11 protein-coding genes are annotated in these 12,770 nt (G+C 53.4%); 5 read left to right on the forward strand and 6 right to left on the reverse strand.

Annotated elements, in window-relative coordinates:
* The first annotated feature begins 41 nt into the window (after positions 1-41).
* Positions 42-1,400, forward strand: a complete 1,359-nt coding sequence (gene mgtE / locus J0X00_RS10105) for a magnesium transporter (protein WP_136485107.1) — start codon at positions 42-44, stop codon at positions 1,398-1,400.
* Between the two features lie 104 nt (positions 1,401-1,504).
* Here the strand turns inward: mgtE and pmbA are convergent, their stop codons facing one another.
* Positions 1,505-2,848 carry a metalloprotease PmbA gene (gene pmbA / locus J0X00_RS10110; protein ID WP_218562674.1) on the reverse strand — a complete coding sequence of 448 codons (1,344 nt, stop codon included), beginning with the start codon at positions 2,846-2,848 and terminating at the stop codon, positions 1,505-1,507.
* A 109-nt stretch (positions 2,849-2,957) separates the two neighbouring features.
* Here pmbA and yjgA point away from each other — a divergent pair, with 109 nt between their 5' ends.
* Positions 2,958-3,485 (forward strand): ribosome biogenesis factor YjgA, encoded by a 528-nt coding sequence (gene yjgA / locus J0X00_RS10115; RefSeq protein ID WP_218562673.1) that lies wholly within the window; start codon positions 2,958-2,960, stop codon positions 3,483-3,485.
* A 72-nt stretch (positions 3,486-3,557) separates the two neighbouring features.
* Here the strand turns inward: yjgA and thiQ are convergent, their stop codons facing one another.
* The 5 genes from thiQ to mpl form a co-directional block, all read right to left on the reverse strand.
* A complete protein-coding gene (gene thiQ, locus J0X00_RS10120) occupies positions 3,558-4,271 on the reverse strand; it encodes a thiamine ABC transporter ATP-binding protein (protein WP_136485114.1) in 714 nt (237 codons plus the stop codon).
* Positions 4,255-5,874: a thiamine/thiamine pyrophosphate ABC transporter permease ThiP gene (gene thiP, locus J0X00_RS10125; RefSeq protein ID WP_136485503.1), complete on the reverse strand. Its 1,620-nt coding sequence runs from the start codon at positions 5,872-5,874 to the stop codon at positions 4,255-4,257. The genes thiQ and thiP overlap by 17 nt, the downstream gene beginning before the upstream one ends.
* 5 nt (positions 5,875-5,879) lie before the next feature.
* Entirely contained in the window at positions 5,880-6,872 is a 993-nt protein-coding gene (thiB, locus tag J0X00_RS10130) for a thiamine ABC transporter substrate binding subunit (protein ID WP_282478001.1), read from the reverse strand.
* Between the two features lie 297 nt (positions 6,873-7,169).
* Positions 7,170-7,793: a flavin prenyltransferase UbiX gene (locus J0X00_RS10135; RefSeq protein ID WP_282478002.1), complete on the reverse strand. Its 624-nt coding sequence runs from the start codon at positions 7,791-7,793 to the stop codon at positions 7,170-7,172.
* 45 nt (positions 7,794-7,838) lie between these two features.
* Positions 7,839-9,209 (reverse strand): UDP-N-acetylmuramate:L-alanyl-gamma-D-glutamyl-meso-diaminopimelate ligase, encoded by a 1,371-nt coding sequence (gene mpl / locus J0X00_RS10140; RefSeq protein ID WP_282478003.1) that lies wholly within the window; start codon positions 9,207-9,209, stop codon positions 7,839-7,841.
* Positions 9,210-9,463: 254 nt separating this feature from the next.
* Here mpl and fbp point away from each other — a divergent pair, with 254 nt between their 5' ends.
* From fbp to J0X00_RS10155, 3 genes are all read left to right on the forward strand, one after another.
* Complete coding sequence (fbp, locus tag J0X00_RS10145; protein ID WP_136485122.1) at positions 9,464-10,474, forward strand: class 1 fructose-bisphosphatase; 1,011 nt, start codon at positions 9,464-9,466, stop codon at positions 10,472-10,474.
* 241 nt (positions 10,475-10,715) lie between these two features.
* The gene (gene ppa / locus J0X00_RS10150; protein ID WP_136485124.1) at positions 10,716-11,246 is read left to right on the forward strand and encodes an inorganic diphosphatase; all 531 of its coding nucleotides are present in this window, start codon (positions 10,716-10,718) and stop codon (positions 11,244-11,246) included.
* 141 nt (positions 11,247-11,387) lie between these two features.
* Positions 11,388-12,761, forward strand: a complete 1,374-nt coding sequence (locus tag J0X00_RS10155) for an IS4 family transposase (protein WP_238844603.1) — start codon at positions 11,388-11,390, stop codon at positions 12,759-12,761.
* Positions 12,762-12,770: the final 9 nt, after the last annotated feature.

The raw sequence follows: 12,770 nt of genomic DNA on the forward strand, positions 1-12,770 counted from the left end.
TATTCAAAATATTGTCACCATTCACAGATTAGGGGGAAGCTATGGCAGAGCAGATTGAATTTGACCAAGCTCACCTCACCCTCCAAGAGATCACCGAAGCGCTGGAAAACGGCCGCTTTGTCCATGTTCGTCGCCAACTGCAGGACATGGAACCCGAAGACATCGCCAACCTGTTAGAAGCCTCGCCACGTAAAGCACGTGACGTACTGTGGCAACTGACCGACCCGGAGGATTATGGTGAGATCCTCGACGAGCTGAGCGAAGACGTCAAAGATGCGCTGGTGTCCAAAATGGCACCAGAAAAACTGGCGGAAGCCACTGAAGGCATGGACACCGACGATGTGGCCTACGTTCTGCGTAGTCTGCCGGACGGACTGTCACGGGAAGTGCTGGCCCAGATGGATGCCGCCGACCGCTTACGGGTCGAAACGGCGCTCTCCTATCCGGAAGATACCGCCGGCGGCCTGATGAACACCGACGTTATCACCATTCGCGGTGATGTCGACGTCGACGTGGTATTGCGTTATCTGCGCATTCGCGGCGAACTGCCGGCGGCGACAGATGCATTGTACGTCATTGATGATGAAAGCCGCCTGATTGGCCATTTATCACTGACCACGCTGATCACCACCCAGCCGGATGTTCCGGTCAGTGAAGTGATGGACGACGCAGACGAAGCGATTCGGGTCGATACCAAAGACTCTGACATCGCCAGTCTGTTTGAACGGCGTAACTGGGTTTCGGCGCCGGTGGTGGATGAGAATCAGCACCTGGTCGGCCGGATTACCATCGATGACGTGGTGGACGTGATTCGTGAAGATGCCGAACACTCGATGATGAGTATGGCCGGTATGGACGATGACGAAGATACCTTTGCACCGGTGTTTAAATCGGCTCGCAAGCGCAGCATCTGGCTTGGTGCCAACGTGCTGGCCGCACTGGCCGCCGCTTCCGTGTCCAACATGTTTGAAGCCACGCTGGAACAGATGGCGGCAATCGCGATTCTGATGACCATCGTCCCTTCGATGGGCGGGGTGGCCGGTAACCAGACGGTTGCGCTGGTGATCCGCGGCCTGGCTCTGGGTCATATCGGTGACAGTAACCGGCGTGAACTGCTGCTCAAAGAAGCGGCGATCGGCCTGCTGAACGGCATCACCTGGGCACTGATCATCGGTGCGATTGTCGTCGCCTGGAAAGGGGAATGGCTGCTAGGCGGGATTATTTCCGCGGCTATGCTCACCAACCTGCTGGTGGCCGGCATCGCCGGAGTGACGATTCCGGTAGTGCTGAAGAAAATGAATATCGACCCGGCCCTGGCGGGAGGGATGGCACTGACCACCGTGACGGATGTAGTCGGTCTGTCGGTCTTCCTTGGCCTGGCGACCCTGTTCATTACCTGATGTTCATTACCTGATCATGCTTACCGGATAACCGGCCATAAGGTTATCAACCAAGCAACAAAAAAGCGCTGACCTCAGGTCAGCGCTTTTTGCTTCGGGGCCGTTTATTCACCCGCCACCTTCATGGATTCGATCAGCATCGAACCGGTCTGAATCTGTGAGCGGGTTTCAGTATCACTGCCCACCGCCACAATCTGCTGGAACATGGTTTTCAGGTTACCGGCAATGGTAATACCGGAGACCGGATACTGAATCTGGCCGTTTTCAACCCAGAATCCCGCCGCGCCGCGCGAGTAATCACCGGTGACCACATTGACACCCTGCCCCATCACTTCGGTGACTAACAGGCCGGTACCCAGCTCTTGCAGCATCTGCTCAAAGTCCTGGCCGGTGTGCTTCACAAACCAGTTGTGGATACCACCGGCATGGCCGGTCGGCGTCATCTTCATCTTGCGGGCCGCGTAGCTGGTCAGCAGATAACTGGCCAGAACACCATCGGTAATGATTTCGCGATCTTCGGTCTTCACACCTTCACTGTCAAACGGGCTCGAAGCCAGTCCGCGCAGTACATGCGGACGCTCAGCAATATTGAACCACGACGGCAGGATTTGCTCACCCAGATGATCAAGCAGGAACGACGCTTTGCGGTACAGGTTTCCGCCACTGATCGCCATCACCAGATGGCCCATCAGACCCGTCGCCACATCAGCAGCAAACATCACCGGATAGTGGCCGGTTTTCATCTTGCGCGCATCAAGACGCGATACTGTCTTCTTGGCCGCTTCCAGACCCACCGCTTGCGGTGACCACAGATCATCAATATGGCGCGCCACGGTGTAGCTGTAATCACGCTCCATCTCACCATTTTCACCAACACCAATCACGCAGCAACTGATGCTCTGGCGGCTGGACGCATAACTGGCGAGCATACCATGGCTGTTACCATATACTTTAACGCCGTAGTGGCTGTCGTAGCTGCCGCCGTCACTCTGTTTGATTTTCTTGCTGTAGGCCAGCGCAGCCTGCTCGGCTTCAATCGCAATACGCGCCGCTTTGTCCGGATTCGGCTCATCCGGATGGAACAGATCCAGATCCGGCACATCCTGTACCATCAACTCTTTCGGGGCCGGGCCGGCAAACGGATCTTCCGAAGTGAACTGTGCAATATCGAGCGCCGCCAGCACCGTCTGCTGAATAGCCTTCTCACTCAAATCCGACGTTGATGCGCTGCCTTTGCGCTGTCCGCGGTAAACGGTAATGCCCAGAGCACCGTCACTGTTGAATTCCACGTTTTCCACTTCGCACATGCGGGTCGAAACGCTTAAACCTGTGCTTTTGGTAATGGCGACTTCAGCGGCGTCAGCCTGAGCTGAAGCCATGTCGAGCGCTTTTGCAACGGCAGCTTCAAGCTCGGCTCGTTGCGCAGCGACTTGCTGTTTTACATCCATATCTCATCCAACTGTTGCGCTTTAATCTGGTTAGGATAACAAGAATTTCGCTTTCTCCCCACGATTCTTGCTAAAATAGCAGACATAAATAACTCATTAGTGAATGAAGATGGCGCGTAAGAATCAAAAAGCCCCTTGGGAAGATGAAGAAGAAATCATCTTGGTCAGTAAGACCGAGCTGAAAAACGATATGATTGAACTGCAAAAGCTCGGTGAAGAGCTGGTGGCTCTCAAACCTTCTGCTCTGGCAAAATTCCCGTTACCTGACGATCTGGCCGAGGCAATTAAAGACGCACAGCGCTTTAAAAATGAAGCGCGCCGTCGTCAGCTGCAATACATCGGTCGCCTGATGCGTAATATCGATCCTGAGCCACTGCAAGCGGCGCTGGATAAATTACGTAACAAGCATTCTCAGTCCAGTGCCGTGCTGCACAAACTGGAGCAGTTGCGTGATCGTGTGGTAGAAGAAGGCGACAGTGCGATTGAGGACGTGATGGAAATGTACCCGGAAGCGGATCGTCAGCGTCTGCGCCAACTGGCGCGTCAGGCGAAAAAAGAGAAGCAAGCGAATAAAGCGCCGAAAGCGTCGCGTGAGATTTTCCAGGTTCTGAAAGTACTCAACGATCAACCGTATTAAACGAGCGAGCGCATTATTAGCGGCTTGTGATGTAATCAATGCAAAGAGGTTGGCTGATGCCAACCTCTTTTTTTATTCGCCGGCACGGACAAATGCCGCCAACGGCGGATGCGGATGGTTGGCGGTCAGCTCGCCAATCGGAGCCATACACTGCACCTGTCCCTCAGCCATGAAGGCAAAATGCGAGGCGATCGCACGCGCATCACTAAGATGGTGAGTCACCATCAACACGGTAATGTTACGCTCAGCGGCCAGGCTGCGGACCAGGTTGAGCATCTCTTCACGCAGCACAGGATCTAGGGCAGAAAACGGCTCATCCAGCAACCAAACCGGATTGGGCTGCACAAAGCAGCGTGCCAGCGCCACCCGTTGTCTCTGCCCGCCGGATAATTGCTCCGGTAGCCGTTCCAGCAGATGCCCGACCCCGACCATTTGCGCCGCCTGAGCCACCTGCTGCTGCTGAATCTGACTCAGCTTCAGCCCCGGATGCAGGCCGAGCCCCACGTTCTCGCGTACCGTCAGATGCGCAAACAGATTGTGCTCCTGAAACAACATCGAAAACGGGCGCTGAAATGGTGCCAGACCAATCACCGAGCTCATCAGCCCGGCTCCGGCGCGAATATCGCCCAGGTCCGGGTCGATAAATCCCGCCACCAGACTGAGCAAGGTCGATTTGCCAGCTCCGCTCGGCCCCATCAGGGCGACGATGCTGCCCTGTTCGACCGTCATTTCAAAGTGAAACCATTCGTTCTGGTATTCATAACGTACATTATCCAGCACTAACATGCTTCTCTCCGTGTCTGGCCTTTATCAAGCGGCTGTGGAACAAACGCTCGATCAAATAAAACAATCCAATACTTAGCAGCAGCATCACCACAGAGACCACGCCAGCCGCTTGCATCTGGTAGCTGCCCAGCAGCTGATATAAATAGAGCGGCAAAGTACGAAACTCCTGGCTGCCGAACAGGGCAATCGCACTCAAATCGCCCATCGAGAGCAAAAAACTGAGGGTAAAGGCGTAAGCCAGCGGCTTGCGCAGCGCACGCAATTCGACCAGACGCAGACGCTGCCAGCCCTGCATGCCGAGACTGGCACACAAAAACTGGTATTGCTGTGCGACCTGCAACATCGGCTGACTGAGGTTTTTTACCACATACGGTAGCGCCATGAGGGCATTGACCGCCACCACAATCCAGTATGCCAGGCTGAACACATCGGTCAGATTACGCAGCAGCAGAAACAGACCGGTACTGATCACCAGACCCGGCGTAACCAGAATAATGGTTCCGATCAGTTCAATCGAATTGGCGCGGCGTGGCTGATAGTGCAAACGCCAGTGGCGGCTGGTCAGCACGATACTGATCCCGGCCAGCAGCGCGAGAGAACTCGCCAGTGTCGCCACCTGCAACGATGCGCCGAGCGCAGACCAGAATGGCCCGCTGCTCAGCACCGGCCACAGCTTGCTGTTGAGCCCGCTCACCACAACCATCAGCAGCGGTGGCACCACCAGTAACAGCGCCAAGCCAATCCATAACGCATCCCAGCCGCGCGCCAGGCGTGAATCCGTCAGCCACTGCCGGTCAGACCAAGCGCCCGTACTGACAGGTAACGGGCGAGATAACCGTTGCAGCGCCAGCGCCAGCACGCCACACAACAGCATCTGCCACAACGCCAGCAGTGCACCGGTCTGTAAATCAAAATCAAACTTGATCGCCTGATAAATCGCCAGCTCGATAGTGGTCGACTTCGGCCCGCCGCCCAGCGCCATCACAGTGGCAAAACTGGTGAAACAGAGCATGAATACCATGCCGCTGACATTAGCCAGTTGCTGGCGCATACGCGGCCACTCCACCCACCTGAATTTATCCCAACCGCTCATGCCAAGATGAGCACATAACTTATGCTGCTCGGCCGGTATACTCTCCAGACTGTGCAGCAACAACCGGCACGCATACGGCAGATTAAAAAACACGTGCGCCAGCAGGATGCCGCTCAGGCCATAAATCGAAAACGGCATTTTTATCTGCCATTGCTGCAGCCAGTCTGCAATCCAGCCACTTTTGCCGTATATCGCCAGCAGGCCAAACACGCCAACCAGCACCGGCAGCACCAAAGTACTGGCAAACAAGCGCAGCAGCAGCGCCCGGCCGCGAAAGCGACGCCGGCTCAGCGCATGAGCAACCGGGATCGCCAGGCCGACACTGAGCAGGGTTGACAACAACGCCTGGTAAAAGCTGAACCAGGTGACATGGCGATAATAAGCATCGCCCCAGATTTGGCTGAGCTGTAATTGCGGGGCCTGCCACAACAAAGCGGCCAGCGCACAAAACACAAAGGCCGCGACCAGCGCCGCGACCCAAAGACCGGTTTTCGGAACAGTAACTTGCATCAGGATCAGAACGTCAGCGCGTTTTGCCACTCACGAATCCAGCTTCTGCGCTGGGCGGCAACCTGTTCCGGCGTGAAGGCCAGCGCCTTGTCCGGCACAGTCAGCGTCGAAAAACCGTCCGGCAGCGTGACCGCCGTGGCCGGATACATCCAGTTATGGGTCGGGATCACCGCCTGGAATGCATCGCTGAGCATAAATTGCAGAAACTCATCGGCCAGTTTCGCCTGAGGTGAGTTTTTGACTTTCGCCGCCACCTCAACCTGCATGTAATGGCCTTCAGTGAAGTTCGCCGCCGCATAATGATCATCTTGTTCAGCGATCAGGTGGTAAGCAGGCGAAGTGGTGTACGACAGCACCATATCGGCTTCACCCTCTAAAAACATGGAATACGCTTCCGACCAGCCCTTGGTCACCGTCACCGTTTTGTGTGCCAGCTGCTGCCACGCCGCCCCAGCCTGGTCTCCATAGACCGATTTCATCCACAGCAGTAAGCCCTGTCCTGGTGTCGACGTGCGCGGATCCTGATAAATCACGCTCAGGTCATCGCGCTGCTCAACCAGCTCTTTCAGGCTGGCGGGCGGATGGGCCAGCTTCTGTTTGTTATACACAAACGCAAAGTAACCGTAGTCATAAGGCACAAAGGTATCGTCATGCCAGCCGTTTGGCAGGGTCAGCGCCGAGGTATCCACCGCGTGTCTGGCCAGCAGACCCGTCTGTTTGGCTTCCGCCATCAGATTGTCATCCAGCCCGAGGACAACATCCGCTTTAGTGTTACTGCCTTCCAGGCGCAGCCGGTTTAGAATCGACACGCCGTCATCCAGCGTGACAAAATTGAGATCGCAGCCGCAGCGGGCTTCAAAGGCTTGTTCCACCGCCGGACCCGGTCCCCATTCAGAGGCAAACGAATCGTAGGTGTAGACGGTCAGCGTTGGCGTGGCGGCCAGTAAGGCGCCAGAATATAAGGTTGCCACAGCAACCGCAGTATGAGTGATGTTCAAGGCTCGCTCTCCTCATTGAGCGGCACAGGCTTGAGGGGAGGATGAGGTCAGTCCGGAGTCCGGTATCGCAAACCCTGCTCAATTCCTACGCCAGCATTATCTGGTTCAGGTGTCTAACCACATCCCTGGCCTGCGGGTACGAGTGACGCACAGGCGGCGGAGTTTGTGACTAATGCGGGTCCCAAGCCTGGCTTGATCTCAGCGCCACGACGGTGCAAATAATCCTATTCACGCCGACAATGGTAAGCTCCCCGATGAGTGGTTGCGATTGTATGTCGAATTGCGTTAAAAAGCGACTCACACGCGCTGATCGTAGCCCCAGCGCGCGACCAGTTTCTGCTCAATGCCGAGATGGTCCAGAATGCGCGCCACCATAAAGTCGATCAGATCCTCAATCGACTGCGGCTGATGATAAAAACCGGGCGCCGCCGGCATGATGGTGACGCCCATTTGCGACAGTTTATGCATGTTTTCCAGATGCAGGGTTGAGAACGGTGTCTCGCGCACCACCAGCAATAACTGGCCGCGCTCTTTGAGCACCACATCAGCAGCCCGCTCGATCAGGTTGTCCGACATGCCATGCGCGATAGCAGCGACACTACCGGCCGAGCACGGACACACCACCATCTGTTTCGGTGCCGCTGAACCCGATGCCACCGGAGAAAACCAGTCTTCCTTGCCGCACACCACCAGTTTATCCGCATTGCAGCCGAGGTGTTCGACCAGCGCCTGTTTGGCCGCATCCGGGCCTGATGGTAACTTGAGCCCGTGCTCGGTTACCAGCACCACCCGCGCCGCTGAAGAGATCAGCAGGTAAACGGTGTAATCGGCTGCCAGCAGGCACTGCAGCAGACGCAGTCCGTACGGTGCGCCGGATGCGCCGGTCCAGGCTAAAGTGATGGCTTTGTTGTCTGTTGTCATAATGATTATATTCGTCTGTTATCCTTGATGAGACGCCAGGGCTGATTAACCGGCCGCACACTCGCGCTGTTCCAGAGCCGCCAGCAACTTGGCATGAATGCCGTCAAAACCACCGTTACTCATCACCAGAATTTGATCGCCCGGCTGCGCTTCTGCGGCAATCTGGGCGACAAACTGCGCCATATCAGTGCCGACATGCGCCGCTTGGCGACACTGCTCGGCAACCTCCTGCACCGACCAGGAGAGATTATCCGGCTGGAACAGATAAACGGAATCAGCTTCGTCCAGCGAAGCCGCCAGCGTCTGTTTGTGCACGCCCAGTTTCATGGTAGCCGAGCGCGGCTCTAGCACCGCAATGATTTTCGCGCTACCGACTTTATTACGCAGCCCGCCCAGCGTCAGCTTAATCGCGGTCGGATGATGAGCAAAATCGTCATACACCGTCACAGCGTTCTGTTCGCCTTTCAGCTCAAGACGACGTTTGGTATTGATAAAGCGACCCAGCGCTTCACAGGCCAGATCGGCCGTTACGCCGACATGACGCGCCGCAGCAATCGCCATCAGGGCATTACTGACGTTGTGATCGCCAACCAGATCCCACTGCACAGTGCCCACCAGCAGCCCCTGGAACAGAACCTCAAACTGGCTGCCATCCGGCTGCAGTTTATGCGCCTGCCAGTCACTCTGCTCGCCGCTGAACTCGGTTTCACTCCAGCAGCCGCGACTGAGTACGTCCTGCAGCGCTGGATCCTGACGCGGAGCAAGAATGCGGCCATTACCTGGTACAGTGCGCACTAAATGATGGAATTGTCGCTTGATCGCTTCCAGATCATCAAAGATATCCGCATGATCGAACTCAAGGTTATTCAGGATCAGAGTGCGGGGATGGTAGTGCACAAACTTAGAACGCTTATCGAAAAAAGCACTGTCATATTCGTCCGCTTCGACCACAAAAAACATGCTTTCGCCCAGCCGGGCGGAAATTCCGAAGTTGCCCAGCACACCGCCAACCAAAAATCCGGGCTGATAACCACAATCTTCCAGAATCCAGGCCAGCATACTGGAAGTGGTGGTTTTGCCGTGCGTACCGGATACCGCCAGCACCCAGCGATCATGCAAGAGAAAATCCTGCAGCCATTGCGGGCCGGAGGTGTAGCGCAAATTGTGGTTCAGCACATATTCGACACACGGATTACCACGACTCATGGCGTTACCCACCACCACCAGATCCGGTCTGGGCTCAAGTTGCGAAGGGTCGAAACCTTCAATAATTTCAATACCCTGAGCTTCAAGCATGGTACTCATTGGCGGATAAACATTGGCATCACTGCCGGTCACTTTATGCCCCAGCTGACGCGCCAGCATAGCGACGCCGCCCATAAACGTACCGCAGATCCCCAAAATATGAATATGCATAAACCTGGCCTCATGACGATTGGTTACTGCGCTCCATTATCCTGATTCGCATCAATAAAGCGAGCCTCCCACATCAGGGCAATGTTATTTTCAAAAAAGTTAAGTAAATTGAGATCTGCGTCTGTTACTTCATTACCCAAAAAAAATCCCACCCCGTACACTCCATGCTAGCGCCAGTGTAAATAAAGGTCCCCCATAAGAGCCTCGCCACTGTGCAGCGATAACTCCCCCAAAATTAGTGTTAAGGAAACAACATGTCTGAAATGCAGACCCTTGGTGAGTTCATTGTTGAGAAGCAACATGACTTCCCCCACGCAAGAGGTGAACTCTCTTCCCTGCTGGCCTCAATTCGCCTGGCGGCAAAAATCGTCAACCGTGAAATTAATAAAGCCGGTCTGGCCGATATTACCGGTGCATCCGGTCAGGCCAACATTCAGGGCGAAGAGCAACAGAAGCTGGATGTGTACGCTAACGAAAAATTTAAAGCGGCACTGGAAGCGCGCGATCAGGTGTGTGGTGTCGCCAGTGAAGAAGAAGATGAAGCGGTAGCGTTTAACAAAGAACTGAACAAAAACGCCAAATACGTGGTGCTGATGGATCCGCTGGACGGTTCATCCAACATCGATGTTAACGTGTCAGTCGGCACCATTTTCTCGATTTACCGCCGGATTTCCCCGGTAGGCGGACCGCCAAGTGCAGAAGACTTCCTGCAACCAGGCCATAAGCAAGTGGCGGCCGGCTATGTTATCTACGGTTCATCCACCATGCTGGTGTACACCACAGGTAATGGTGTCAACGGCTTTACTTACGATCCGTCCATCGGTTCGTTCTGCCTGTCGCACGAAAACATGCGCATTCCTCAGGATGGCAACATCTATTCCATCAACGAAGGTAACTACATTCGTTTCCCGACCGGCGTGAAAAAGTACATCAAGTATTGCCAGGAAAATGAGCCGGCAGACGGTCGCCCGTACACCTCGCGCTACATCGGCTCTCTGGTGGCAGATTTCCACCGCAACCTGCTCAAAGGCGGTATCTACCTCTACCCGAGCACCCAGAGTCACCCGACCGGTAAACTGCGCCTGCTGTATGAGTGCAACCCGATGGCATTTCTGATTGAACAGGCCGGCGGTACCGCATCTGACGGCGTCAACCGTATTATGGATCTGAAACCGACCGAGCTGCACCAGCGTGTGCCTTTCTTCGTCGGATCGAAAAATATGGTCAGCAAGGTCGAAGAATTCCTTGCCGCGAATCCGGATTAATCGCCACACAGAGTGATCGTGAGCGCCGCACCTGCGGCGCTCTTTTTTTGCCAGCCAGAAAATTCAGACAGTTAATAAAATATCGCCTTGATTTAGCATGCTTAGACTTAGGTTTACTTGGGTCTGAGCCCATTTCCGAGTAAACTCTCGGGTTTGCGGTGCGGATTTTTGCACCTTGGCGAATCTTGACTAATAATAAGTTTCGAATTTTGAAGTCCGGCTAATTGATAAGGAAACCTTAATGAGCTTAAACAATGTGCCAGCAGGCAAATCGCTTCCTGATGATATCTACGTAGTAATCGAGATCCCAGCGAACGCGGATCCAATCAAATACGAAGTAGACAAAGATTCTGGCGCTGTGTTCGTCGATCGTTTCATGTCTGCTCCTATGTTCTACCCATGTAACTACGGTTACGTGAACCACACCCTGTCTCTGGACGGTGACCCGGTAGACGTTCTGGTTCCGACTCCATACCCGCTGATCCCAGGTTCAGTAATCCGCTGCCGTCCGGTTGGCGTACTGAAGATGACTGACGAGTCTGGTGAAGACGCGAAAGTGGTTGCGGTTCCGCACACTAAACTGTCAAAAGAATACGACCACATCCAGGACGTAAACGATCTGCCAGAACTGCTGAAAGCTCAAATCACTCATTTCTTCGAGCGTTACAAAGAGCTTGAATCAGGTAAATGGGTTAAAGTTGACGGTTGGGAAGATGCTGCATCTGCACGTCAAGAAATCCTGACTTCATACGAGCGTGCACAGCAAAAATAATTTGCGCCACGCATGAAAAAAGCCAGCAAATCACTGCCTGTCTTTTATACAGAAGTCCCTCGCATGATGTGAGGGATTTTTTTGAACTAAATTCTTACTTCACGATCAGATCTTTAACGGACTTAGTTGAGGATTCCTGAGATGATAAAAAACAATAATGATTGGGCTGAAGAACAATTTGGGCATGCTAAACTTGGAGACCCAAGAAGAACGGCTAGACTCGTAAAAATGGCTTCAGACTTAGCGCAACATCCAGGTAAATCGGTAGTAAAATCCTCCCCCTCACCAGCAAGCATGGAAGGCGCTTATCGATTTATTCGGAACGATAATGTTTCGTCAGACGATATTGCCGAAGCCGGTTTTAATGCAACAGCCAATCAAGTTCACCATTACCCCCTCCTTCTCGCTATAGAAGATACAACCACCTTAAGCTACAAGCATCGCTCTATACGAGCTGATTTAGGGCATGTGAACCAAGGTAACCGCCATCGTGGTCTGCTTGCTCATAGTATTTTGTTGTTTGCTCCTGAAACTCTTGACGTTGTTGGTCTGATTGAACAACAAAGGTGGACGAGAGACATCAAGACTCGCGGGATCCGTTCCCAGCACCTCAAGCGACCTTATGAAGAAAAGGAAGGTTATAAGTGGGAAAGAGCTTCTCGTAATATGGCCGCTCGTTTAGGTGATTCCATGACGAACGTGATATCGGTTTGCGATCGTGAAGCTGACATCTACGACTATCTCATTTATAAAATGGCAAACCAACAACGTTTTGTTGTGCGGTCAATGATGAGCCGCCATATAGAAGAAGGGCCAGATAAGCTTTATCACTTTGCGTCTGAGCTTAAGAGTGTAAAACAACGACAAATACAGATAGCTCAAAGAGGTGGTCGTAAAGCACGTGAAGTCACACTGGATGTGAAATATGCGGAGGTGACATTGAAGGTCCCCTCAAATAAAACGGGTGAACCTATTTCACTGAATTATGTGGGTTGCTCTGGGGTCGGAGATGAAGACAAGAAACTGAACTGGCACATTCTGACGAATGAACCCGTAAACAGTGCGGAAGACGCTTTAAAAATAATCGCTTACTACGAGAAGCGTTGGCTCATTGAGGAATATCACAAGGTCTGGAAAAGTGAAGGGACGGGAGTTGAAGAGCTTCGAGTACAGAGTAAAGACAACTTAGATAGATTAGCGACCATTTATGCTTTTTTAGCCGTAAGGATCTTCCAGTTAAAATTTGCCAATGAGCAAGTTGAAGATATTAGCTGTGAGAAAATCTTGTCCCCAAGAGCCTGGAAGTTGCTTTGGGTGAAAAGAATAAAGACACAGCTTCCAGAGGAAGTTCCAACTGCGAAATGGGCATATGAGCATCTTGCACGACTTGGAGGCTGGAAAGATAGCAAAAGAAATGGAAGAGCGTCAGTGAAGACGCTCTGGGAAGGATGGCTTAAATTACAAGCCATCCTCGAAGGCTACGAACTCGCTCTGTCTCTTGAACAGGACTTGTGATCAAGAGAC

Origin of the sequence: Vibrio sp. ABG19, from assembly GCF_029962385.1 — a bacterium.
In the GTDB taxonomy this organism is placed as follows: Bacteria; Pseudomonadota; Gammaproteobacteria; order Enterobacterales; family Vibrionaceae; genus Vibrio; species Vibrio ostreae.